This is a genomic window from Psychroserpens sp. XS_ASV72 (assembly GCF_041224425.1).
GTDB lineage: Bacteria > Bacteroidota > Bacteroidia > Flavobacteriales > Flavobacteriaceae > Psychroserpens.
This window is the reverse complement of the sequence record NZ_JBGFGL010000075.1, coordinates 215,753-241,302: the sequence shown is the minus strand read 5'-3', so window position 1 is coordinate 241,302 and position 25,550 is coordinate 215,753. Positions and strand designations below refer to the sequence as shown.

Here is a 25,550-nt window from a genome sequence, read left to right as displayed (position 1 = left end):
CCTTTATTGTGGTGCTATTTTTTGCTTACAAAAAAGACTTGAAACTGCACAGAAAATATTACAAAGGAAGCATTTGGGTTTTGATTGCTTTCATTTCTTTTATAGCATTGATTGCTACTATAAAGTTTATTTTCGTTTAGACACTCTTCTTCATTAGGAAGCTTTTCAGTTGTCATCTTTTTCCTATTAAATGGATTTTTTTTGGTAAATTAGAGTCGATATACCCAATAATGGGTATGTTTTGATGTCTTCCTACTTTGCATCTTTGTTATGTTAACCAACCAATCCCTCAGTTATGAAAGACAATTTCGAATCGAGAAAGATGCTTTACATCTCCTTAATCATTTTAGTGTTTATTTTCATTTATCACATTACTAATAGAAATAATGACACCGAACAATTTAATTGGTTTTTGCGTGTAGTCACGGCATTAGCTGCAGCAGCTATGAGTATGTCGCTTTCGGGATCGATCAATATTGGTAAGGATTCAAACATGAAAACCTTTGCTGAAGCTTCCCCAAAGATTACGGCTGCTGGTTCATTTGCAGTATTTGTTATTGTGTATTTGTTTAAGGCTGGTAGTATTGGGTAGGTTATGGAAGCTCTTTATTTTTCTGAGAAAGATGCAAATAATTTAGTAAACACTATAGGGTTTTGTTGGCTAAAGTCTTTAAAGGATCTTGTATACTTATCAGTTGTTAGAAATGATAAGATTAAAGGTCCTAAAAACTATTACATTGAAAAAGGGATAAAAAAAGGTGGTATAATCCCAAGATTGACATCTGTTACCATGAAGTCTATACTAGAAATTCCTTTTGCATGTGACTTTGATTCTAAAAAGGAAAAATATAATTGGGTGAACAATGATTTTATTTCTAATATTAAACAAAATCCCAATTATCCTGTCGTTACAAAATCAGTATCTACTATTAAACCTTTAAGTATTAGTAAACTTAAAATAAGACCCTTGATAGCTGGATCAACTATAAATAGTATGTTCTCTCGTGATAGGGTGGGAACAATAGGAGCCTTTTTCACTCTAGATGATACGTTATACAGTAATGATATTTTTTTCATTACCAATTACCATAATTTATTCAGCTATAAAAAATCAGCATTTGACGACCAAAATCCTAATCCTGACCTATTAATATTTCAACCTAATAATGATTGCCTTGATTATAAAAACTTAATTGGAAGTTTTTTTAAAGGCCAATATCATGACAACAACGGAATACATGACAAAACACTTGATTATGCTATTGTTCAACTAAATATCATGGCCTTAGAAAACACCATTTATGAAATTGATATTCCTAATATCGATAAAAAAAAGGTTTATGAGGTTCATTCTATAACGAGTGGGTTTATTGATAATAAGTTAAAAACGTCTAGTCAACCAATGATTAAAGGGATAGCAAAACCAAAAATCGGTATGCGAGTCAAATTTCATGGCTCTACAACAGTTATAAGTAAATCGACCGAGATAAGATCTACTAATACAATGGTAAAAGTCCAAAGCACTTTTGATTCAAAAAAAGAATTGATATTTAAGAATCAAATTTTGTTTAAGAATATTAGTAAGCCAGGTGATTCAGGTTCTGTTATAATTAATGATGATAATGAAATCGTTGGATTGCTTCATGCAGGAGACTCAGAGGAAGTAAGCATAGCAAATAATATAACAGATATATTTTTTGATTGTCATAGTCAATCAAGCAATAGCAACGAATTAAAAATAAAAGACATATTAACTTAAAATATCATACCATGAGTAAAGAACAAGTAAGTATTAAAAATGGAAACTCAAATACTAATTTGGGTCAGTATAGAGGCACAAAAAAACCATACGACACTATTTCCATTGATGGGAATGCTGATATAAAGCCGTCTCATATTAAGAGCTACAGTAGTGATAACTCAGACTATTTAGAACAAATTGATGTGGAGTTAAAAAAAGTAAGTGCTAATCTTAAAATAAATTTATTCCAAATCAACACTTGCAATGATGGAAAAACTCTCGAACTACATATTGCAACAGGATCGCAACTAACTTCTGAAAACAACAAACTTACTTTTAAAGAACAAAAAAAACTGCTTTTACATTCTGACAAAAATTCTGAAGAATTTGAAATTAAATTTGTAGTATATAATTATAAAACTGGAAATGAAAGCGATTTATACATCTACGAATGTGAGACAAATACAGGCAAAAAGATTCCTGTTTACAATGAAATAACTAAAGTACAAAAAGGTAATATCATCATAAGTCATGACCCAGACACTAAAAAAGGTTCTATAATTGTTGGTTTAAGACCTTAATGAAAATCAAAACTATTTACAAACTAATTCTATCAGCAAGTATCCTGCTACTTGCTGATTTTTCCTTTGCTCAAAACACTAACTTTGATCGGGTTTTAAATGCCTACGATTCAGAATCAATAGACAATGTACTATTGGAATTACAAAAAATAGATACATCTACAATCAGCATCTACGATAAAGCTACTTGGCTATTTTATATGGCAGATTACCAATCGTATAGAGATAAGCACAGTCTCGCCTATCGAAATGCCATTCAATCAAAAAAGCTATTCAAATCCCTTAATAAAGATTCAGATGTAGCCGATTGCAATATTCTATTATTATCAATCCTTAGTCATCAAAATAATCTTGATATAAATTCTGACACTATAATCAATGAACTGGAAACCTATGCGCTTAAAGACAATGACACCTCAGCTCTTATTTCCGTATACCATCAATTGGCTTCAAATTATTTAAACAATGATATTGGTGATAAGTCCTTGTCCTATTTCAAAAAAATTGTCGAGTTACAGAAACTCAGACAAGACACGCTTAAGATTGCACAATACCAAATGAATATTGGCACGGTTTATTATGCTGTCTTAAACAATCCTGATTCCTCGCTATATTACACAAAAAAAGCAGTTCCAGTTTTAAAAAAATATGAAGATTTTCAAACGCTAGCCTATAATTACAACAATCAAGCCCAACAATACAAAGATATAGGTGATTACAATCAGGCAATTGCCTATTATTTAAAAGCAGATTCCATTCCTCTTGAAAAATTTGAGGCCAAAAGCAAAATTATTTTTTACGAAAATATGTCTGAGGCTTTTCGTTTAAATGAAGATTACAAAAACGCTACACTTTACTTAAACAAGCTTATCAGACTAAAAGATTCAATAAATGACACCAAGCAAAATATTGCTATTTCTGAAATAAAAGAACAATATGACAATGAAAAGCTCAGAGCCGACAACTTAGTCATTGAAGCCAAAAACAAACAAACCCGCAATTTGCTAATTGCTGCATTAGCGCTCTTACTTTTTGGCGGGATTACCGCTTTTCTAATTCAGAAAAACACTCGAAAAAAGCAAAAACTTGCCGAACAGGAAAAGGCTTTGGAAGCACAAAAACTTGCCACGGTTTTAAAAGAACAAGAGCTTACCGCCATTGATGCCATGATTGAAGGTCAAGAAAAAGAGCGTCAACGTATTGCTAACGATTTACACGATGATCTTGGTGGTTTAATGGCAACCGTGAAGCTACATTTTAATGCCTTGAAAGATAAAAACTCGCCAGAATTATTTGATAAAACCAATTCGCTCATTGAAGAGGCTTATCAAAAAGTACGTTCCGTTGCCCATGCAAAAAATTCTGGTGTCATTGCGAAGCAAGGCTTACTTAAAGCTGTAGAACAAATGGCGGAAAAAGTTTCCGTAACGAGTCAACTAAACATTAGTGTATTTGACCACGGATTGGATGATAGACTTGAAAACAGCTTAGAATTAACAATATTCAGGATTATCCAAGAACTTATTACGAATGTCATCAAACATGCCAATGCCTCAGAAATCAATATTCATATTACGAATCACCAAGACACTTTAAACATTATGGTTGAAGACGATGGTATAGGCTTCAATCCCAACCAAATTACGAAAACAAAAAAAGGAATGGGTATCAGCAGTATTGACAAACGTGTAGAACATCTCAATGGCAAAATGACCATCGAATCTGAACGCCATAAAGGAACCACTATTATAATTGACATACCAATATGATACGATTAGCCATTGCAGAAGATCATCAATCATTAATTGATGGCATTAAATTGCTTCTTGAATATGAAGACGATATCAAAATTGTTGGAACCGCAAACGATGGTGAAGCGCTTTTGGAAATCGTAAAGTCAAAACAACCCAACGTTGTGATTACCGACATTAGAATGCCAAAACAAGATGGAATTACCTCAACACAGTTGATTACATCAGAATTTCCTAACATCAAGGTTTTAGCCTTTACAATGTTTGATCAAAAGGAAGCCGTAAAACAAATGCTTGATGCTGGTGCTAGTGGGTATTTATTAAAAAACTCACCTTTGGAAAATGTTCTAAAAGCGATTCGTTCTGTGTATAACGGACAAACATTTTATGATGCTAATATTGATATTTCCTCAGAAAATGACGATAATAAGAAAGCTAAAGGCGTTTTAACGAAACGACAAATGGAAATTTTGGACTTAATTGCCCAAGGGAAAACTTCACGTGAAATTTCAGACGAACTTTTTATCGGAATCCATACAGTTGATACCCATCGTAAAAACATGGCGCGTATTCTTGGCCTCCAAGGCAAAGGGGAATTGATGCGCTATGCCCTTGAAAAAAAATATCGATTCAAATAGAAGTACCTCAGGATTAATACCCTCTATTGGGTATTTTTTTGTGCTCCTTTTTAGTTGAATTTTATGACAACTATTAATTCAACTATTTAATCATGAAAAAATCTTTACTCCTCTTATTATTAATCTGCTTTGCTTTTTCTTTAAACGCTCAGGTGTCGACTTATATTGACGGTATTAGCACAGCAGTTGGAATTGTTCAAAAAGACAATACACTTTATATTGGGTCTGTTGGAACACAAACCATTTTTAAAGTCGATCTTACGGATCCTAATTTGACTTTAGAACCTTATGTTACTGGAATTAATTTCCCTACAAAATTTGTAGTTATTGGAGATGACCTCTATTTTACTGCATCGTTGAGTTCTGTTAGAAAAATCGATTTAACCCAACCTGTTCCTACAGTTGAATTTGTGGCTTCAGTCCCTTCAGCTTATGGGTTGGCCTTTAAAGACAACTATTTATACGTAAGTGAACGGAATTTCACAACCAGTGCTTTACATCGATTCGACTATACCCAAACCAATCCGACAGTTGAAACTGTTCTTGGAGGAATTGCTGGCACTGTAAACAATATTGCCATCAAAGAAGATGAGTTGTACTTTGCTTTTACAAATACAGTTTCTAAAATAGACTTAACAGACATAACTCCTAGTATAGATGTTGTTGTAGAAGACGAAAACAACGTTTTGGAAGTCGCTATAAAAGATGATATCCTTTACTATTCTGACAATTATTTAAAATCAATAGATTTAACAAACCCAACTGCTGAACCAGAAACATTATTATCTGGATTAACCTCCATTTGGGGCATTGATTTCCTGAATGATGATTTTTTACTGGTACAACAAACCGCACAGAGAATCCTAAAATTAACTACAGGCTTTATAGATCCAACCATGAGTCCTGATTACAGTGCCTTGGAATCAATTTACAACAATACAAATGGTACCAATTGGAATCATAATGACAACTGGCTAGATCTATCAAAACCATTATACTCTTGGCACGGATTGGAAGTTGATGAGAACAATCGTGTGACATCTATAAACCTCTTCAATAACGCGTTGTCAGGACCATTTCCTATAGCAGTGGGCAGTTTGGCCAATCTTGAAAGCCTAGGTCTTGATCAAAATGAGTTAACAGGAACTTTAGGGTCTGAGATTGGTGGACTATCAAATTTAAACAGTTTGTCAATTTCAAACAACGAGCTTGAAGGACAATTACCTGCGAACTTATCTAACCTCACCAATATTAGTTTCATATCGGTTGCAGGAAATAATTTCAGTGGCAGCATTCCATTTAACAGTCCGAATGCTGGAATAAACATTAGCAATAATCTTTTCGACTTCAGTGATATTGAACCGTTTTTCATCACCAACAATTTTAATTACTTGATTTATTCTCCTCAGAAAACCGCTGACGATGAAGAAACTATTGAAAGTCCAACAGGAACTGATATTGAACTTACCGTTGACGACACGAATATCAACAGGGAATCAGAAGGCACTTCAATGAACAATGAGTTCCAATGGTTCAAGGATGACATAGCTATTTCAGGTGCTAACGCCAACACTTATAGCATCACTGATGCCCAAGAATCTGACAGTGGTGTCTATCATTGTGAAATCACTAATGCCATTCTTCCAGACTTGACTATCGTACGAGCTGATATAACTGTTACTATTGATGACAATTTAAATCTGCAAGAGTATGAATCTGATTCATTTGTCATGTACCCAAATCCTGCCAAGAACTGGTTAACGATAAAAACGCAGTCAATAAACAATGCTGAAATTAAACTTTACGATGCCATTGGAAAACTGGTACTACAAAAACCATTGGAAAATGACATAACTATTTTAGCGATTGATCATTTACCTAATGGAATTTATTTGGTTTCCATTAATAGTGAAACGGTAAAAGAAACCAAACGCTTTGTAAAACAATAAATAGGTGAAATGCTATTAATTATTAGGGAAAATTCATTTCAACCATTAAAATCCCCTTTCAAAAGGGGATTTTATCATCTTTTCAAAAATAATTTATATTTGAGGTAATAACCTTTAATTAACCTCACTAAATGTTATACTTATGAATTTAAAATCTTCTTTTGCAATAACCCTGTTCTTAGTAATCTCAAGTACTGTTTTCAGTCAAAGCTATGTAGGTCTTGAAGCCGATAACTATGCTGGCATACATGGTGTAACTTATAATCCGTCTAATATTGTTGGCAGTAATTACAAAACAGATATCAATCTTATATCAATAAGCGCCTTTTTAGGTAGCGATTATTATGGAACGAACTTTAGCAATGTAATTAATTCGGGTTTTGATATTGAAGATGATACCGAACGTTTTGTGAGCGACAATAATAATTTTGCTATTAATGCTGATGTTTTAGGGCCTTCATTTTTCTTGAATCTTGACAAGAAAAGTAGTATTGGTCTTATTACAAGAGGAAGAACTTTCGTAAATCTCAATGAAATTAATGGAGAGCTAGCCGAAGCGATTGATGACGACTTCGAAGATGATGAAAACTTCTCATTCGATTCGCAAAACCTCAATGCAACAGTTCATACATGGGCTGAGATTGGAATAGCTTATGGTAGAATATTGTTAGATAAGCAATATCACATTCTTAAAAGGTGGTGCTACGCTTAAGATTCTTCAAGGTGGAGGTGCTTTATTCACTAGCAGCCCAGGACTCATGGGGAACTACACAGGTTCTTCCGAAGTACTTTCAACACAAGGCTCCATTAAATATGGGCTTTCTGATGCCGACTTTGAATCTGAAAATTTTGCGTCTGACAATTTAACGTTTGGGTTTGGAATGGACTTGGGATTCACTTATCAATGGCATCCTAATAGAGAAAATGATAGTGTTCCAATTTATAGAGATAGATATAAACTCAAAGTGGGTGTCTCAGTAACCGATATTGGAGCTATAAATTACAAAGACGCTGAAGTCACAACCTATAACATGAATGCTACAGTAAATACTGGATCTTATGATGGTGATTTAGAAGAATTTTTAGATGATAATTACAATAATTCCACTGAAAAGAAAAGTACTAAAATCCAATTACCAACAGCCTTAAGAGTTTTGGCTGATTATAAAATAAGTAAGAAGTTTTTTGTTAGTGCCCAAGCAAATCTATCCTTGGTTAAAAAGAATAACGAGTTAGCAAACTCAATTAACAACTCTGTCACCATTGCACCAAGATTGGAAACCAAATGGTTTAGTTTCTTTACACCTATTAGTTTTAGAGAATACAATGATGTTGCCATTGGTGGCGGATTTAGATTGGGACCATTATATGTTGGATCAGGATCTGTATTTAGTAATTTGATTTCAGACAGTTCGAAAACAGCAGATATCTTCGCAGGTTTGAAAATTCCTATTTACAGAAAATAAATATTGATGACATTTATTGAGTTTTCAGATGAATAAGAAAAAAACAGTATGTTTTATATCCTAATTACGCTTATCGTTTTTAATCTGATACTTTTAAAATTCAGTATCAACAAATACAATGGCAGATAAAATAGCCTTGTAGTACAAGAAATACTTTTTAGAGCTAGGTTTAAATTGATTATATTTGATTTAATAGTCATTAGTCAATAACAACTTTAACAATGAAAGCTTTAAAATATATTTTGTTTTTATTGCTAATTCTTATCATAGGATTAGCTATCTATATTGCTGTTCAACCGAATTCCTTTGAGGTGGAACGCACTAGAACAATCAATGCACCTACCTCAGTTATATATAATAATGTTATCGATTTAAAAAATTGGGAAGCTTGGTCGGCTTGGGCTGAAGCTGATCCTGATTTAACCATTACCCTAAATGAGCAAACTAAGGGAATTGATGGTTCCTACAGTTGGGAAGATGCTGATGGTGTAGGTACTATGAAAACTATAGATGCAATTCCTAACAAATCGATTTCACAAGAGATGCAATTTGGAGAATTTCCAAAATCGGATGTCAATTGGACATTTCAATCCAATGAAGAAGGAAGCACAGATGTCACATGGAATATTAAGGGTCAAGATTTACCATTCTTATTTAAAGCCTATACAGCTTTTGCTGGAGATATGGAAAAACAAGTCGGACCATACTATGAACGCAGTTTGGAAATGCTCGATAGTATTGTTGTAGAAAGCATGAAAGTATATTCCATTTCAATTGAAGGCATTACACAACACAGTGGTGGATTCTATCTGTATAATACGACCTCATGTAAGATGGACGACTTCGAAGCCAAAATGCAAGAGATGTTTCCTAAAATTGGAGGTTATGCCATTTCCAACAATATTAAATTTGCTGGTAGTCCTTTTGTTTTATACCATAAATGGGATGAAGAAAACAATGCTGTCATGTTCTCCTGTTGCATCCCAACCACATCAAAAGTCATTACTTCCGATCCTGAGGTTCTTACGGGTCAGTTAGATTCTTTTAAAGCTGTTAAAACTGTTCTGAAAGGCAATTATGAAAATTTAAAGGAAGCTTGGGACAAGACCATGGGCTACATCGCTACCAATAACCTGAAAATTATAGAAGCTGGTCCAATGCTTGAAGCTTATCTTAACGACCCAATGGAATATCCAAATCCGGCTGATTGGATTACTGAAATTTATATTGCCGTAGAATAATGCTGAAACAGTTGCTCTTAGTATTTTTAGGAGGTGGTGTCGGCAGCTCGCTTCGTTTTATCTTAGGAAAATTTCTCAATAGTACTGAAAATGGCATTCCTTACGGAACATTTGCTGCAAATATCTTAGGAAGTCTGCTTATCGGAATCATACTAGGTTTGGCCGCTAAAAATGATGCTTTAACTTCTAACCAAACACTGCTTCTCGCTACAGGATTCTGTGGAGGTTTTACAACGTTTTCAACGTTTGCGTATGAAAATCACGTATTCTTAAAATCAGGTGACTTTACCTCATTTGCTTTATATACCATAGCAAGTTTCGTCATTGGTTTTCTTGCAGTTTTTATCGGATTGTACATGGCTAAGTAGCTCGAAATTTAAATATACGTCATTTATCGTATGTTTTTTCTTACGCATAATTAGGATTTTTGACCCATCAATAATAAAAACCTAATTATCATGAAACATTTATTTACCCTGTTATCTTTTCTTGTACTTAGCTATACACAAGCTCAAAGCATTTTAATTGTTGACAACGATCCTGTTGTTGACACAACTCCATCACATATGTTTGATAATATCACTGATGCCATTTCAGCAGCAAATAATGGTGATATCATTTATGTACAACCTTCAATAACTGGCTATGGTGCCGTAACTATTGACAAAGAAATCACACTTTTTGGTTCTGGATATGCTCCTGAATTAAACGATGGTAGAAGATCTGAATTATCAAGTGTTAGAATTGATGCTGACAACATTAAAATTAGCGGATTCTACATCAGTACTTTCATTACTTACAATTCAAGCACTTCTACTTCAGATAATGTCTTGATTGAAGACAACTACATTAACCAGACGATATATGTTGGTTCAGCTACCGCTTCACATACCACAACAAACAACAATTGGATCATTCGAGGTAATGTTATTAATTACGGGATTAACCTACACGCAGACCCAACAAAATGCGTCAATACCGTAATTACCAATAACCACATTACACTTTTAAATAATAGCACCTCGGCTACTTATGCCTTACGCTACTTTAATGACACTACAGTATTTAACAATAATGTAGTAAGAATTAATTTTACTTGGGGCAACGTGAATATTTTTCCTAATATGACTGGAGATGTTACTGTGTTCAATAATATTTTCATTTCAAATGGTGTTAATACGCTATTTGCTCCAACAACGGGAAGAATACTTACCATCAATAATTCCATAAGCTATATGTCAACTGGAGGTACGATATCTTTAACATTGCCTGGCACTGGAAACTTTGACAACCAAAACCCATTCTTTACTAGTGTGGCATCTACCTTATTTGATATTGCAGTTGAAGACGATTTCACCTTATCTCCTAGTTCTCCTGGTCTTAATGCTGGGTCTGATGGAAATGACATCGGTATTTACAATGGCGATTATGATTTTGATATGCGAGGCTATCCTACCGAATTGCCATACTTAACAAGTTTTACAATTAGCAACAACTTAATCAATGCTGGCGAAAACATCAATGTAAACGTACAGGCAAACGCTAACAAGTCCAATTAATAATCAAAACCTAAATGATTATGAAACGACTACTTTATTTAGCTTTTGTGCTAGCCTCATATTTGATGTATGCCCAAGGTGATGTCTCTGAAATAGAATATTACTTTGATACCGATCCTGGTATTGGTAACGGCATAAGCATCGATATTGATCCAGACGTTGAAATACTTAATCAAAATTTCGATATACCAACAACAGGACTCCCAATTGGGAATCACAAACTGTTTGTTCGTGCCGTTAAAGATGATGGTAGTGCTAGTTATTACTATTCTCAAAGCTTCAGCATAAGAGCTGCCAATGCTACGTTTAATAGTGCTGATATCGATGGCTTTGAATACTATTTCAATACTGATCCTGGCATTGGTAATGGGACTCAGTTGACGGTAACTGATTCAGAATTGATTAGCGAATCGTTTAGTATTCCGACAGGTTCATTAAGCACAGGAAGTCATAGATTATTTATCAGAACCAAAAACAGTGATGGCTCGCATAGTGAATATGACAATGTAGCATTTAGCATTTCTAATGGTCCAGCAGTTTTTAACTCGAATGATATTGTAGCTGCTGAATACTATTTTGACACTGATCCTGGAACAGGAAACGCTACAAACATCTCAATACCCTCAGGTGAAACATTGAATGAAAATCTAGCGATTTTAACCAATACAATGCCTCAAGGGAACTACAGAGCTTTTTTAAGAGTAAAGAATACAAATGATGATTGGTCAATGTATGATCGTGTGACCTTTTCTGTTGTGCCTTTGGCAGGTGTAAATATGGCTGACATCAATACTATTGAGTATTTCTTTAATACTGATCCAGGTATTGGTTTGGGTAATAATATAACAATAACAGATGCTGAAACTGTTAATCAGAATGTAGCCATCCCAACGGCAAGTTTATCTACAGGAACGCATAGATTATATATTCGAGTAGGCAATACCAATGGAACCTATAGCTTGTTTACTCATAATGTTATTTCTGTAAAAACACCTGCATTTTTCAATACAGTTTCAATTGTTGCAGCAGAATATTTTATTGATATCGATCCTGGTATCGGTAACGCAAATACTATTGTAACTTCTGGAGATGATATTGATGAAGATTTTGTTGTTACAACTTCAGGAAGTTTGGCCATGGGAGATCATTATGTTTATGTAAGAGTTCAAAATAGTGATGGTACTTGGTCGTTGTTAGAAAAACAACATTTTGAAATCGAGGGTACCTTGAGTATGGCTTCAGAAATCATATCTGAAATCAGTATTTATCCTAACCCAACTCAAAATATACTGAATTTTAAATTGCCAAATAACACAATTATTGAAAGTGTAGAGCTTATTGATATGAATGGAAAACGAATCTTCCATTCTACAGAAGCACTTACGACAATGGACTTGTCCAATGTTTCAAATGGCGTATATTTACTTCAGCTGAAGACCAATATTGGTAAACTTTCAAAACGCATTGTAAAACAATAGCACATAAAAGCGTCATTTTTTAATGGCGCTTTTATTTTTCAAAGGCCTTCACGCCTGCTCGAATTTCCAAAGCTAAATAGTTTTCTCTTGGGACTATCGGACAAGAATATTTATCATTATAAGCACAATACGGATTGTAGGCTTTGTTAAAATCAATTTCAATCGTGTCACTTTCTGGAATTCGCAAATCAATATAGCGTCCACCACCATAACTTTCCTCTCCATTGGTGTCATCTAAAAAAGGTAAAAACAAATAATCTCCCAATCCCTCTCTTTGCATGATTTCCTTTCCTTGATATACATTGAGCTGATGGGTTTCTCCATTCAGTTCAAATGTTAACACGCCAAATGTTCTTTGCGGAGACACTCGACTCGTTGTTGTTTTCATATCAAACCATTGTGTGTCAGGAGTGCGCTTTATTTTCGCTTTGACAACATAGCTTGAATCAAACTTGAAAAAATCCAATCCCTTAAATGCTTTACGATCTTTATCTTTTAATGGCGAAGTCGTAGCATCTTTATATTCGGCATTCATTTCCTTTTGAAATTCAGTTTCACCTAAAACCGGTTGCTTCTCTTGTGCACAGGCAGCAAAAACAACCAAAAATAATAGTGTAAAAGCAATTCTCATAGTATATCTTTTTAACAAATATATGATAATCCTTTTAAGCTTTCAATGTCTTAAAAGTTGGTTAATACCAATATATCGTCTATGATATGTTTGGTATTTTTGTTGAACCTTAAACCTCAAAAAAGTGACGAAGCTAAAAGACGTATTGATTATTGGTGGTGGACCCATTGGAATTGCTTGTGCTCTAGAGTGCAAAAAGAAAAATCTTGATTATGTGGTTTTGGAAAAGGGAGCATTGACTAATTCTTTGTTCAATTATCCATTGAATATGACCTTTTTCTCGACATCTGAAAAATTAGAGATTGATGACATTCCATTTATAAGTAACCATCCAAAACCTAATCGTGATGAAGCCTTGGAGTATTACCGTCGTGTTGCGACTTCCAACAATTTAGATATCAATCTTTACGAAAAAGTTCTTGGTATTGAAAAGGTGAATGATCTGTTTGTTGTGACTTCAGAAAAACGTCAATATAATGCTAAAAATATCATTATAGCCTCAGGATTTTATGACATCCCTAAATTACTCGATATTCCTGGTGAAAATTTATCAAAGGTCAATCATTATTACAAAGAAGCCCATCCTTACAGCATGCAAAATGTAGCGATTGTGGGAGCCAGTAATTCGGCTGTTGATGCTGCTTTGGAAATTTGGCGTAAAGGAGGACATGTCACTATGATTGTAAGAGGATCTAGCATTGGCGATCGTGTAAAATATTGGGTTCGCCCAGACATTCAAAACCGCATTAAGGAAGGTAGTATTAAAGCCTATTTTAATTCTGAAGTACAAAATATAAAGCCTGACAAGATTACCGTAAAAACTCCTGAAGGTATGACTGAAATCGATAATGATTATGTTGTTGCCTTGACAGGTTATCGCCCTAATTTTGAGTTTTTGAAACAAGCTGGCATTGCGCTCTCTGAGGATAATCTAATACCAACCTATAATGAAAACACCATGGAAAGTAACGTTAAAGGATTGTATCTAGCTGGCGTCATTTGTGGTGGCATGGAAACCCATAAATGGTTTATTGAAAACTCCCGTATTCATGCCAAAGTTATAGTGGATCATATCAATTCAAAATAGTTTTACGATTTTATAGGAATCACTGCACCATCTCTTACCACCTCGTTTAATACAATTTGGGTTTTGGTTTCACCATAAACAATCAATTGGTCAATAAACTGTTCCAGATGCTTCTGGTTTTTCAGAATGACGACCATGACAATGTTTTCATTCCCAGTAATACGATAACAGTTTAAGACCTCATCAAAGGTTTTTACTTTTTCCAAAAACGGTTTGAGCTTTCCCATAAAGGCACGAATGGTTATAATCGCCTTGAGTTGATAACCTGCTTCAAAATAAGACACAGCAGTTCTAAACCCTTCAATAATCCCTGCATCCTCCATCTTTTTAATACGTTCTGAAACCGCAGGTGAGGTAATACCCACTTGCCTACCAATTTCAGCATTGGATTGTCTTGCATTGGACTGCAAACATTTCAAAATTTTCCAGTTAAGGGAATCGATTTGCATTTTAAAATAATAAAGTAAAATACGTTAATTTCTAAAGCAAATATAAGTTTTTACTTTAATATCGACACTTAAATCTGAAAACTTGTCACTAATTTTGTTACAATTGCTATTAAAAATGAATTATAATATCCCATCTCATCTGTCAGAACTCCCTATCTATCAAAAGGCTATGGACATACTCTACTTGTCTAGAAGTATTTCAACCTATATTAATCAAGATTTATCTTATTTAAGACCTGATGGCAGTGAAGATCTGGATATTTATTTTTCAGGTGACATGGTCCAACAATCGGAATCGCTTGCTCCTGAAATTGAAAAAGCTGAAGCCGAACGTTTTTCAGAAAAAAAGCATAAGCATGTTGCCTCAATTGAACGTTTAGTACATCGTTTGCATTTAAATTGTAACCGTTTGCAACACTGCAATAGCAATGGAAAGGATTATCTTCCTATACTTCAAAAGGAATTGACAAAATTCAAGCATTTACAACGCCATTGGATGATGACTTTGTAAATTTTAAAAAATCTAATCGATTCACTACATATTTCTTCTGTACTGTCCACCAACTTCAAAGAGCGCAGATGTAATTTGACCTAGCGAACATTTTTTGCATACTTCCATCAATGATTCAAAGATATTTTCGTTATTGATGGCCTTTTGTTGTAACTCTTTTAAAAGTTGCTCAGTATCATTGCCCTTATGTAAATTTTCTAAGGTTTGGATCTGAAGTTGTTTCTCTTCTTCAGTCGCCCGAATCACTTCCGCAGGAACAATTGTTGGAGACCCTTTAGAACTCAAGAAAGTATTTACACCAATGATAGGAAATTGCCCATTATGCTTTAAAGTCTCGTAATACAAACTTTCTTCTTGAATCTTACTGCGTTGGTACATGGTTTCCATAGCACCCAAAACACCACCACGTTCGGTAATGCGATCAAATTCCATAAGCACTGCTTCCTCAACCAAATCGGTAAGTTCTTCAATTATAAATGACCCTTGTATCGGATTTTCATTTTTTGCTAGACCTAATTCCTTATTGATAATCAGTTGAATTGCCATGGCACGACGAACCGATTCTTCAGTTGGTGTTGTAATCGCTTCATCATAAGCATTGGTATGCAAGGAATTACAGTTATCGTAAATAGCATATAACGCTTGTAGAGTTGTTCTGATATCGTTAAAATCAATTTCTTGCGCATGTAAGCTTCGTCCAGACGTTTGAATATGGTATTTCAGCATTTGCGCTCTAGGATTTGCTCCATACTTGTGTTTTAAGGCTTTCGACCAAATCTTACGAGCTACACGACCTATAACCGCATATTCAGGATCAATACCATTAGAGAAAAAGAACGAAAGGTTCGGACCAAATTTATTGATGTCCATCCCACGCGACAAATAGTATTCCACGTAAGTGAATCCGTTAGCTAAGGTAAATGCCAATTGTGAAATCGGATTGGCTCCTGCTTCAGCAATATGGTATCCAGAAATAGACACCGAATAGAAGTTACGAACATTATTTTCAATGAAATATTCCTGAACGTCTCCCATTAATCGCAAGGCAAATTCCGTAGAGAAAATACAAGTATTTTGTGCTTGATCTTCTTTCAGAATATCTGCCTGAACCGTTCCACGAACTTGAGCAATTGTTTTTGCTTTTATCTCTTGATAAACCTTTTCAGGCAAGACTTGATCACCAGTGACTCCTAGAAGCATCAATCCTAATCCGTCGTTTCCTTCAGGTAATTCCCCATTGTAACTCGGACGTTCAACACCTTTTTCCTTATATATCTTGGCGATCTTTGCCTCTACGTCTTTTTCAAGACCATGTTCCTTGATGTAAATCTCACATTGTTGATCGATGGCGGCATTCATAAAGAAACCTAACAACATTGGAGCTGGACCGTTGATGGTCATACTCACAGACGTCATCACATCAGCTAGATTGAATCCAGAATACAATTTTTTGGCATCATCCAAACAACAAATAGACACTCCAGCATTTCCAATTTTTCCGTAGATATCTGGTCTGTGATCTGGATCGTTTCCGTATAGAGTTACACTATCAAATGCCGTAGATAAACGTTTGGCTGGCATTCCTTGACTCACATAGTGAAAACGTCTATTGGTACGTTCTGGTCCACCTTCTCCAGCAAACATACGCGCTGGATCTTCACCTGTACGCTTGAAAGGATACAATCCAGACGTATATGGAAATTCACCTGGTACATTTTCCTGCAACGTCCAACGTAAAATATCTCCCCAAGCTTGGTATTTTGGTAGTGCTACCTTCGGAATCTGAGTATGTGATAAGGATTCGGTATGGGTTTCAATCTTAATTTCCTTATCACGAACCTTAAAGCTGTAAATCGGTTGCTTATATCGGTTGACTTTATCATTCCAACCTATCAGTACTTCCCAATTGTAAGGATCTAGATTAAGTTTTACTCGATCGAATTCTTTCAATAACAACTGAAGAAAATCTTTGGAGTTATCATCCTTGACTTGCTCCAGAATACTTTCTGCATCCAATCCGTTTTTATCAAGTAAAGACAACTCGGTTTCAGTGGTGTTAACGTTAGCTACAGAGCAAATGGTTTTAAAAATACCGTAGAGTTTTTGAGCTACTTCAACCTGTTCATCAACAGTTTTATCGTAAGCACGATTATTTTCAGAAATCTCAGATAAATAGCGTGTTCTAGCAGGTGGAATAACAAATATTTTCTCGCTCATCTCTTTTGAAATCTCGAAGGTAGATTTCAAATCAGTTTCAGTTTTCTCGACCAGCTTATCCATGATAGCTTTATAGAGCGTATTCATTCCTGGATCGTTGAATTGCGAAGCAATGGTTCCAAACACAGGCAACTCATCTTGAGGTGTATCCCAAAGATTGTTATTACGCATGTATTGTTTTTTTACATCGCGTAGCGCATCTAAAGCACCTCGTTTATCAAATTTGTTAATGGCTACCAAATCGGCAAAGTCGAGCATGTCAATTTTTTCCAACTGTGTTGCTGCACCAAATTCGGGTGTCATAACGTATAAGGACACGTCACTGTGCTCTATAATTTCAGTATCTGATTGTCCGATACCTGAGGTTTCCAAAATAATCAAATCGAATTCCGCTGCTTTGAGTACCTCTACCGCTTCATTGACATATTTTGACAACGCCAGATTGGATTGACGTGTGGCTAAACTTCGCATATAGACTCTTGGCGAATTAATGGCATTCATACGAATACGATCACCAAGCAAAGCACCTCCTGTTTTACGTTTAGACGGATCTACAGAAACTATTCCGACAGTCTTTTTCGGAAAATCGATTAAAAAGCGTCGTACCAGTTCATCAACCAAACTCGATTTTCCAGCACCTCCAGTACCAGTAATACCTAATACTGGCGTTTTTGATGTTTTATTTTTTATATGAATCTCATCCAAGGTAGACTTCGCAACTTCAGGAAAATTTTCAGCAGAGGAAATCACACGTGCAATAGCTCTTGGATTTTTCTTTGGAAGGCTATCAAGTTCTCCATTGAGTTGATCGCCAATAGCAAAATCAGATTTTTCGACCAAGTCATTAATCATTCCTTGCAGTCCCATTTCGCGTCCGTCATCTGGAGAGTAGATTCGGTCAATACCATAATCCATAAGTTCTTTGATCTCTTCTGGAAGAATCACTCCTCCACCTCCACCGAAGATTTTTATATGTCCAGCACCACGCTCCTCCAAGAGATCATGCATGTATTTGAAGTATTCATTGTGACCACCTTGGTAAGATGTCAAACAAATAGCATTTACATCTTCTTGGATAGCCGTATTGACGACTTCCTCAACACTACGATCATGACCAAGATGTATGACTTCAACACCAGTAGCTTGAATGATTCGTCTCATAATATTGATAGAGGCATCGTGACCGTCAAATAAAGATGCCGCTGTAACGATTCGTACTTTGTGCTTAGGGTGATATGGTGCTATTTGCTTCATTCGTAAATTACTTATGCTTTTGGATTGCAAATTTACAGATTTTTCAAAAGAAGTACTCTTTGTTTTCGAATTGTTTAATGCTTTTCGCTACAAAAAGTCAAAACAAATGTGACTCATCCAAAAAAAACGGGTCTAAACTCTGGACATCAGGCAAAATCCTTGTCTGAATTAACCATCATATTAACCTTATTAAATTTTTAAACAATGAAACAAAAACTATTTCTAATTGGTTTTTTATTAAGTGCAGGATTTGGTTTTGCACAAGGACTTCCTGAAAATCCACAACCAGGAAAATGTTACGTAAAGTGTATCACCAAAGACACATTTAAAGAAGTAACAGAAACATTACAAGTGTACCCATCTTACACGACACTAGAAGTTATTCCTGCAACTTACAAAACAGTTGAAGAAACTGTATTGGTTAAAGAAGCAACTGAAAAGTTTGTGTATGTTCCTGCAACCTACGAAAACGTAGAAGTATCTTACGTCAAAAAAGAGGGACGTACTGATTTAAGATCTATTCCAGCTTCATTTGGAAAAGACTCAAGAACATTCGAAACCTATCCAGCTACATCAGGTTGGGAATACAAGGTGCTTGAAGATTGTCCTTCAGTAAACAAAGACGATTGTGTTGCTGCATGTTTTGTTGAATATCCTGCAATATTCAAAGATGTACCATTTACAACATTAGCATCAGATGCTTCTACTGAAAGTTCTTCTGTTTCAGAACAAATGGCAACATACACTAAAAGAGTTATCAAAACACCTGCACGTATGGATCGTGTTGAAATTCCTGCTGAATACAAAACGATTAAGCGTTTAGTTGTAGATCAACCAGCTACAACAAGAAGTACTACTATTCCTGCTCGTACTGAAACAGTTACAAGAACTATTCTTGATAAAAAAGGAGGTATTACGACTTGGGAAGAAGTAGATTGTGAGTTACTTGACCCGAACGTACTTCCTGTTTTTTATGAATTAGGAAGCGCTAGATTGACACCTTCTTCAAAGAAAACTATTGACGAAACATTGTTGCCAATCTTAACAGGATCTAATGTTAGCATTGAAATCATGTCGCACACAGATTCTAGAGGAAATGATGATTACAACATGTCTTTATCACAACAACGTGCAAACTCAGTAGTAAACTATTTAGTTTCTAAAGGAATCTCAAGAAGTCGTTTGACTGCTAGAGGTTATGGAGAAACACGTTTAACAAACCGTTGCTCAAATGGTGTGGATTGCTCAGAAACACAACACCAAAGAAACAGACGTACGGAGTTTAGAGTTATCAACAACTAATATAAATCTCTCTAAATAATTAAAAAGCACCTTGATCAAGGTGCTTTTTTTGTAACGTTATAAATCATAAAATCAGCCGTTTTCTTTTCAACTTTAAGTCCAAAGTTATCCAATAGATCATTCTGCATCAAACCGTAAAATCTATAGTGTACTTGCCAATCATGTAATGTTTCGGAATCTACGACTGTTGTTGTAGAAATTGGAAGATTCAATGAATGAGATAAATGGTAAAGAAAATCCTTGAAAGTCATATTATCGGCCTGAATTTGATTATCATCTATAAGGTAGTTCAAAGCACCTTGTCCCCAATCAATTTGATTTTTGTCCCAAAGCTTCGGTTCATCATTGTCAACAACCAAAACTTCCCCTTTATTCTGAAAAGTCGATACATTAAGCTTTAGTGCATCTGTGACATTACTTAGAAAACTTGCGGAATCCTTGAAGTAAATTTCATAAGGTTGATTTAAATCCTTAGGAAGGTATACTTGGTTTTTCAATACCTTAAAGCCATAAGCCAAGATGCTTTGTAAATCGCCTTTAAAGTGTGTAAAATCTCCTTTATTAGAGATTTCTAAAATATCATTGTTGAATTGTTTGATTTTAGAAATTTCAAAATCTTTAGAAGGAACGTAATCTGATTTAAAATCTTCTTTTACCGATTTAATCTTAAACACTTTATGATATGGCTTTTGAACCTTGTATCTTTTTAGAAAGCTTTCCAAGTCAGCCGACTTAAAATCTGTCGGACTACCTTTCCATAATACATTTCCTCGTGTGTCAACAAGGATACCATAAGGCAAAATCTTAACGCTATGAGCATCAAAGTTTTCTCCTTGATAATCGATAGCCACAGCTAAATCTGTTGGATGCTTCTCTATATGCCGTTTTACTTTTTCGGGCACTTCTTCGCTTAAGGAAACAACATAAAACTCATCTGGATATTGTCGTTGCAGAACTTCCAAATATTCATTAGCATATACACAGGGAGCACACCAGGTTGCCCAAAAATCTATAAAATATAAAGTATTATCGTTTGGACTGGCAATTTTGGAATCCTGAATAGTTTCAGAAAAGCGGATTTGACCTTGTAAAAAACAAGAGAAAAATAAAGTGACTAACATCACATAAATTTTAGTCTTCATTTATAAAATTTTATACTGAATAAATAACAACTATCATGCTAAAATAGTATTTATAAACAATAATTTAATGAAGTTCGTAATTTATTACAAACACTATTCAGTTATATTTGTATTTCAAATTCTTAAGAAAATGATGCGTAAAATTTTAGTTTTTATTCTCCTGTTCAACCTCACCGCGTGTGCAGAATTACAAGATGTTGTCAACAACTTACCTCAACAAGGTGGTAATGTTTTAAGTAATGCTGATATTGCTGCTGGACTCAGGCAAGCTTTAGATAAAGGCATTGATAAACAAGTCTCAAAATTGACACAAAAAGATGGTTTTTTTAAAAATGAGCTGGTGAAAATCTTATTGCCTGATGAATTGCAAAAAGTTGATAAAGGTTTACGAGATATCGGTTTAGGAAATCTAGCAGATGAGGGTTTAAAAGTCTTGAATAGAGCTGCTGAAGATGCCGTTAAGGAAGCGACTCCTATCTTTGTGAGTGCGGTCAAGGATATTACTTTTGACGATGCTAAGAATATCTTATTAGGAGAAGACAATGCAGCAACACAATACTTGAGTAACAAAACCCAAACAGCACTTTACAGTAAATTTAAACCTGTTATTGATAATAGTTTCTCTAAAGTTGGAGCCGATCAAATCTGGGCAAACCTAATTGGAAAATACAATGCCATTCCATTTACTAACAACGTAAATCCAGACCTAACCGATTATGTGACTGGTGAAGCCCTTAAAGGTGTTTATACCATGATTGCTGTAGAGGAAAAGGAAATCAGAAATAAAGTGTCGTCAAGAACCACAGATTTACTTAAAAAAGTATTTGCGCTTCAGGATTAAGTTTAATTTGTCTTTTTGTACAAGCCATCAAAAGCAACTTTTATTTCGGTTCCATTGGTTATGGTTTCCCAATATTGCCTAACACTCCCATCGTCGTTATGTGTCCAAGTGACTCTATGATAAAACGGGTTTCCATTGGTGTCTGTTTCCTCATCCGTTTTTAAAATCATTTGGTTTCCAGACTTGTTGCCTTTTAGATGCAAACTTTGCCCTTGATTGTCAATCCAAATTTGTTCCCATTGCTTTGTTTTATAATTGTAGAAGGTATTGCTGGTTCCAGTGAAATTACCTTTGGCACTGGTCCAATTTTCCTGAAGCACACAATTATCCTGAATTTTCACGATGCGGTTGGTTCCTGCTAATGAGCCATCAGGATTGGTAACGGTCCATTCGCCAATCCAAAAGTCAAATTCACCATGCGTATCTGTGCAACAGTTACAATTCTGATTTTGAGCATTAAGGCTTATAGACAAGAAGAATAAGGTAGTGTATAAAATTATTTTCATAACAGGTTGATTGACAAGTGATACAATTTAAAGCTATAAAAACAATCTTAATACAAAGCTAATATTAACATAACATTAGTTTTTGAATATAATCGCATCTTTGTTTCAGTTAGCAAAGGGAAAACATCTTCACTTTTATTTGAATTAGAAAAGTTAGTTAGGAAAAAATCGGTCTATTTATTAGGCCGATTTTTTTATGGTTGAATTTTTGTTTTGACCGTAACGAAATTTTGAATATATTTAATATCTAACATTTTGTGGCAATGAACACTATCACCAAACTCGACGATCGCCAATCCAAACTACAACTGCGCTACAAACAACTTATGGAACAAGCTTATAATTTCCGTCAAACGGATTCTGCGTTTAGTGATATTTCAGAATACAACGCCATTAAGCTATTGAACAAAATGAACAAACTGAACTTTTTGTCGCGCGAGAAAAAGAAATAAGATCTTCATTCCAAATGTTCACAATAATTTAACTTAAGATCACGTCTATAGCTTATTTGACATCGTATATTATATATACAAAATAAGCTATATGAATTCACATTTTTGCAAAGTCGGAAGGATAAGTGCCTTTCAAAACCAGCCCATCGATCTCAAGCATCTTGAAAGCCGTTACAGCCACTTTATTGAAGAAGCTTATAATTTAGAGCATTCTGATGCCAGTAAAAGTGATATCTTGTATCATGAAGCATCTAAGCTGAAAAAGCGTATTTTTCAATTGAAGTTGTTTACATCAAGACATCTTGATGCAGCGCTTTAAAGTATTGAAATGCTTTCAAAAGTCTTGAGCCATACCAAGAAAACATCTCTCCATCAACTATTTTAATGGTTGCATTGGGTAACTCCTCATGCAGTTCCTTTTTATCTTTTTCCTTAAAAGGAAACGGTTCAGAAGACAACAATATCACTTCCGGTTGTCGTATTTTCAAATCAGATAGTTCTGTTACCGGATAACGTTCTAATTCCGAAAACACATTAACAAACTTATTCACAGCTAACATATTATCAATAAAAGTGTGCCTAGCTGCAACCATCCAAGGATTTTTCCAAATAAAATAGGCGACACGCGTAGTTGGTTTGTTTCGTATATATGTCTGAAAAACTTCGTATTCAGATCGAATGGCTTCAATCATTTGATTTGCTTCTGTCTTTACATGCAACAGATCTCCATACATTTCAATAAGCTCTAAACTGTCTTCAAGAGTATAAATATCACTAATATGCACTGGAGCAATCTGTTCTAAATCGGCAATCATGGCCTCGGTGTTCTCTTCTTTATTACAGAGAATGATGTCAGGTTTTAAAGATCTGATTTTGTGCAAATGAATGGTCTTAGTGCCACCAACAACAGTTTTTGTACTTCGTAAATGCAAAGGGTGCACACAAAATTTTGTGACACCAACGAGTGAGCTCTCTAATCCCAAATCGCAAATCAATTCTGTTTGGGAAGGCACCAAACTGACAATACGTTTTGGTGTTTTTTCTAATTTGATTAGACGATTGAGTTGGTCTTTAAGAACCATAAACGTTTATGTGTTTACACAGTAATGATAGAAAAATCACCACGCAAAGGGTGTAGCTCTGAGATTAATTTAGGGATAAATTCAGAACCTAATTCTAAGTAAAATTCAGAAAAATTCAACTGTCGTTCTTGTAAGCTATGATTTGGAAACAATTGATTTTGAAGTTCGACTACACGATTCAAATGATCTGACAGTTTTCGTTTTTGAGCCTTGAGCAAGCGTTTTTCAAGATGTTTTAAACCATTGATTTGCTTTTGCTCTTGAGCAGCTACTGCTCCAACAAAAGACTCATCGGTTTTTTTTGCCAGGTCGTACAAGGCTTCGAATTGATGCTTTAAATGCTGTTTCTGAGTCGAAAAATCGATGTCAATCTCAGAAATTTGTTGGGTTACTTTAGATTTTAAATCCTCTTGATTCAAAAACAAGTCCGCAACCTCAAGGTTCAGCTTTTTGATTTTTTCCCTTTGTTTATCTGTAATCAACAGAACAGAATTACGTAATAATAGTATTGGAAAAACCACTTTTTGATCTTGAAAATTGGACTTCAGTTGCAGCCAATAAGCCAACTCTCCTCCACCTCCTATGTAACATAAATTAGGTAAAACAACTTCTTGGTACAGAGGTCTTACGATCACATTAGGTGAAAACCGTTCAGAAAAAGCATGGACTTCCTTCTCTAGTTCCGTTTTACTCCATTTAATCTCAGTATTGTTGACATAATATGTTTCTTCTTGTTCTACAATACGCTCTCGTAAACCATCCTTGATATAAAACAAATTGATGTCCCTAGGATTCACCTGAATTTTATAATTCTCTTCCAAACGGTTCAAGGCTGTATTAGCCTGAGTGACGTTTTTAAAACTATTTTTTTGGGTCAATTCCGAAATGAGATAAGGCACAAACAATTCCTTTAAACGCTTATCGTTTCCATCAACAATAACGAGTCCGTAAGCTTTAAACAAGTCGTTGACCAGATAGCGTGTCGCTTCAGTAAGATTTTTATGATTTAGATAGGCTTCCTTGAATAGGGTTTTAAGTTCAGACGCTTGCACTGTAGAATCCAACTGGGTTTCAAAGGCTTCAAAAACAGAATCCAGACCTTCTAAATCCAGCTCACCAACAGCACCTGAAGCATTGCGGTTCCATCGGACTTTCTTACCCTTGAAATTGAAGAAGTTGATTTCCTCAAAATCGTGATCTTCAGAAGCCATCCAATACATCGGTACAAAGTTGTTTTCAGGATGTTTTTCCTTTAAATCCTTACATAAATTGATGGTCGACACAATTTTGTAAAAAAAGTACAGTGGACCAGTGAACAAATTCAATTGATGACCAGTCGTAACCGTAAACGTAGCGTTATCTCGAAGTAAATTAATGTTTTGCTGTGTCAATTCTGAACTCTCAATAGATTCATATTGAGTGTTTAAAACATCGGTTAGAACGCGTCTGTTTTCGGATGAAAACCTTGACTGTTTTTCTTGGATTTGCTCTTTGAAATTCTCGAGTTTAGGAAAACGATTATAAAATGGCTTTAAATGGTCATTCTGATCCAGATAATCACAAATCAATGAAGAAAAATAGTTGGTATCTCTAAACGGTATCCTATCGGTTGGCATACATTCAATTCTATTGAAGCGTAAAGATAAGGCTATTGCGGATTTGAATTCCTAAA

Annotated in this window: 25 protein-coding genes; 18 read left to right on the top strand and 7 right to left on the bottom strand. The window is 34.9% G+C overall.

The features are described from left to right. Positions 1–295: 295 nt before the first annotated feature. The 12 genes from AB9K26_RS06700 (at position 296) to AB9K26_RS06645 (ending at position 12,404) form a co-directional block, all read left to right on the top strand. Complete coding sequence (locus tag AB9K26_RS06700) at positions 296–592, top strand: hypothetical protein (RefSeq protein ID WP_369971768.1); 297 nt, start codon at positions 296–298, stop codon at positions 590–592. Between the two features lie 3 nt (positions 593–595). Beyond that, positions 596–1,759 (top strand): hypothetical protein, encoded by a 1,164-nt coding sequence (locus tag AB9K26_RS06695; RefSeq protein WP_369971767.1) that lies wholly within the window; start codon positions 596–598, stop codon positions 1,757–1,759. Between the two features lie 11 nt (positions 1,760–1,770). Then, positions 1,771–2,322 carry a hypothetical protein gene (locus tag AB9K26_RS06690; RefSeq protein WP_369971766.1) on the top strand — a complete coding sequence of 184 codons (552 nt, stop codon included), beginning with the start codon at positions 1,771–1,773 and terminating at the stop codon, positions 2,320–2,322. Beyond that, a complete protein-coding gene (locus tag AB9K26_RS06685; protein WP_369971765.1) occupies positions 2,322–4,091 on the top strand; it encodes an ATP-binding protein in 1,770 nt (589 codons plus the stop codon). The genes AB9K26_RS06690 and AB9K26_RS06685 overlap by 1 nt, the downstream gene beginning before the upstream one ends. After that, positions 4,088–4,711: a response regulator gene (locus tag AB9K26_RS06680; RefSeq protein ID WP_369971764.1), complete on the top strand. Its 624-nt coding sequence runs from the start codon at positions 4,088–4,090 to the stop codon at positions 4,709–4,711. The genes AB9K26_RS06685 and AB9K26_RS06680 overlap by 4 nt, the downstream gene beginning before the upstream one ends. A gap of 92 nt (positions 4,712–4,803) precedes the next feature. Further along, positions 4,804–6,660 (top strand): T9SS type A sorting domain-containing protein, encoded by a 1,857-nt coding sequence (locus AB9K26_RS06675; protein WP_369971763.1) that lies wholly within the window; start codon positions 4,804–4,806, stop codon positions 6,658–6,660. A gap of 142 nt (positions 6,661–6,802) precedes the next feature. Continuing rightward, positions 6,803–7,372 carry a DUF5723 family protein gene (locus tag AB9K26_RS06670; RefSeq protein ID WP_369971762.1) on the top strand — a complete coding sequence of 190 codons (570 nt, stop codon included), beginning with the start codon at positions 6,803–6,805 and terminating at the stop codon, positions 7,370–7,372. Then, positions 7,332–8,126 carry a DUF5723 family protein gene (locus AB9K26_RS06665; protein WP_369971889.1) on the top strand — a complete coding sequence of 265 codons (795 nt, stop codon included), beginning with the start codon at positions 7,332–7,334 and terminating at the stop codon, positions 8,124–8,126. The genes AB9K26_RS06670 and AB9K26_RS06665 overlap by 41 nt, the downstream gene beginning before the upstream one ends. A gap of 221 nt (positions 8,127–8,347) precedes the next feature. Continuing rightward, complete coding sequence (locus tag AB9K26_RS06660; RefSeq protein WP_369971761.1) at positions 8,348–9,367, top strand: GyrI-like domain-containing protein; 1,020 nt, start codon at positions 8,348–8,350, stop codon at positions 9,365–9,367. 2 nt (positions 9,368–9,369) lie between these two features. Next, complete coding sequence (gene crcB, locus AB9K26_RS06655; RefSeq protein ID WP_369971888.1) at positions 9,370–9,735, top strand: fluoride efflux transporter CrcB; 366 nt, start codon at positions 9,370–9,372, stop codon at positions 9,733–9,735. 90 nt (positions 9,736–9,825) lie between these two features. After that, entirely contained in the window at positions 9,826–10,926 is a 1,101-nt protein-coding gene (locus AB9K26_RS06650; protein ID WP_369971760.1) for a hypothetical protein, read from the top strand. 20 nt (positions 10,927–10,946) lie between these two features. Further along, a complete protein-coding gene (locus tag AB9K26_RS06645) occupies positions 10,947–12,404 on the top strand; it encodes a T9SS type A sorting domain-containing protein (RefSeq protein ID WP_369971759.1) in 1,458 nt (485 codons plus the stop codon). 31 nt (positions 12,405–12,435) lie between these two features. Here AB9K26_RS06645 and AB9K26_RS06640 read toward each other — a convergent pair whose 3' ends face one another. Continuing rightward, positions 12,436–13,035: a DUF1684 domain-containing protein gene (locus tag AB9K26_RS06640; protein WP_369971758.1), complete on the bottom strand. Its 600-nt coding sequence runs from the start codon at positions 13,033–13,035 to the stop codon at positions 12,436–12,438. Positions 13,036–13,159: 124 nt separating this feature from the next. Between AB9K26_RS06640 and AB9K26_RS06635 the strand changes: the two genes are divergently transcribed. Continuing rightward, on the top strand, positions 13,160–14,122 hold the full coding sequence (locus AB9K26_RS06635; RefSeq protein WP_369971757.1) for a YpdA family putative bacillithiol disulfide reductase: 963 nt from the start codon (positions 13,160–13,162) through the stop codon (positions 14,120–14,122). 2 nt (positions 14,123–14,124) lie between these two features. Here AB9K26_RS06635 and AB9K26_RS06630 read toward each other — a convergent pair whose 3' ends face one another. Next, positions 14,125–14,571 carry an Lrp/AsnC family transcriptional regulator gene (locus AB9K26_RS06630; protein ID WP_369971756.1) on the bottom strand — a complete coding sequence of 149 codons (447 nt, stop codon included), beginning with the start codon at positions 14,569–14,571 and terminating at the stop codon, positions 14,125–14,127. A gap of 115 nt (positions 14,572–14,686) precedes the next feature. On the opposite strand from AB9K26_RS06630, the gene AB9K26_RS06625 reads away from it, so the two are divergent. After that, the gene (locus AB9K26_RS06625) at positions 14,687–15,082 is read left to right on the top strand and encodes a hypothetical protein (RefSeq protein ID WP_369971755.1); all 396 of its coding nucleotides are present in this window, start codon (positions 14,687–14,689) and stop codon (positions 15,080–15,082) included. Positions 15,083–15,106: 24 nt separating this feature from the next. Here the strand turns inward: AB9K26_RS06625 and AB9K26_RS06620 are convergent, their stop codons facing one another. Continuing rightward, positions 15,107–18,553 (bottom strand): methylmalonyl-CoA mutase family protein, encoded by a 3,447-nt coding sequence (locus tag AB9K26_RS06620; protein ID WP_369971754.1) that lies wholly within the window; start codon positions 18,551–18,553, stop codon positions 15,107–15,109. A 204-nt stretch (positions 18,554–18,757) separates the two neighbouring features. Between AB9K26_RS06620 and AB9K26_RS06615 the strand changes: the two genes are divergently transcribed. Then, positions 18,758–19,855 (top strand): OmpA family protein, encoded by a 1,098-nt coding sequence (locus AB9K26_RS06615; protein ID WP_369971753.1) that lies wholly within the window; start codon positions 18,758–18,760, stop codon positions 19,853–19,855. A 35-nt stretch (positions 19,856–19,890) separates the two neighbouring features. Here AB9K26_RS06615 and AB9K26_RS06610 read toward each other — a convergent pair whose 3' ends face one another. Next, entirely contained in the window at positions 19,891–20,997 is a 1,107-nt protein-coding gene (locus tag AB9K26_RS06610; RefSeq protein ID WP_369971752.1) for a TlpA family protein disulfide reductase, read from the bottom strand. A gap of 130 nt (positions 20,998–21,127) precedes the next feature. Here AB9K26_RS06610 and AB9K26_RS06605 point away from each other — a divergent pair, with 130 nt between their 5' ends. Then, a complete protein-coding gene (locus AB9K26_RS06605; protein WP_369971887.1) occupies positions 21,128–21,838 on the top strand; it encodes a DUF4197 domain-containing protein in 711 nt (236 codons plus the stop codon). A 2-nt stretch (positions 21,839–21,840) separates the two neighbouring features. Here the strand turns inward: AB9K26_RS06605 and AB9K26_RS06600 are convergent, their stop codons facing one another. Beyond that, positions 21,841–22,344 (bottom strand): hypothetical protein, encoded by a 504-nt coding sequence (locus AB9K26_RS06600; protein WP_369971751.1) that lies wholly within the window; start codon positions 22,342–22,344, stop codon positions 21,841–21,843. A 263-nt stretch (positions 22,345–22,607) separates the two neighbouring features. Between AB9K26_RS06600 and AB9K26_RS06595 the strand changes: the two genes are divergently transcribed. Both AB9K26_RS06595 and AB9K26_RS06590 read left to right on the top strand, forming a co-directional pair. Next, positions 22,608–22,796 carry a Lacal_2735 family protein gene (locus AB9K26_RS06595; RefSeq protein ID WP_369971750.1) on the top strand — a complete coding sequence of 63 codons (189 nt, stop codon included), beginning with the start codon at positions 22,608–22,610 and terminating at the stop codon, positions 22,794–22,796. A gap of 91 nt (positions 22,797–22,887) precedes the next feature. After that, positions 22,888–23,115 carry a Lacal_2735 family protein gene (locus AB9K26_RS06590; protein ID WP_369971749.1) on the top strand — a complete coding sequence of 76 codons (228 nt, stop codon included), beginning with the start codon at positions 22,888–22,890 and terminating at the stop codon, positions 23,113–23,115. Here AB9K26_RS06590 and AB9K26_RS06585 read toward each other — a convergent pair. Further along, a complete protein-coding gene (locus AB9K26_RS06585) occupies positions 23,084–23,878 on the bottom strand; it encodes an ABC transporter substrate-binding protein (RefSeq protein ID WP_369971748.1) in 795 nt (264 codons plus the stop codon). The genes AB9K26_RS06590 and AB9K26_RS06585 overlap by 32 nt on opposite strands. Positions 23,879–23,892: 14 nt before the next feature. After that, complete coding sequence (bshC, locus tag AB9K26_RS06580) at positions 23,893–25,494, bottom strand: bacillithiol biosynthesis cysteine-adding enzyme BshC (RefSeq protein ID WP_369971747.1); 1,602 nt, start codon at positions 25,492–25,494, stop codon at positions 23,893–23,895. Positions 25,495–25,550 lie beyond the last annotated feature (56 nt).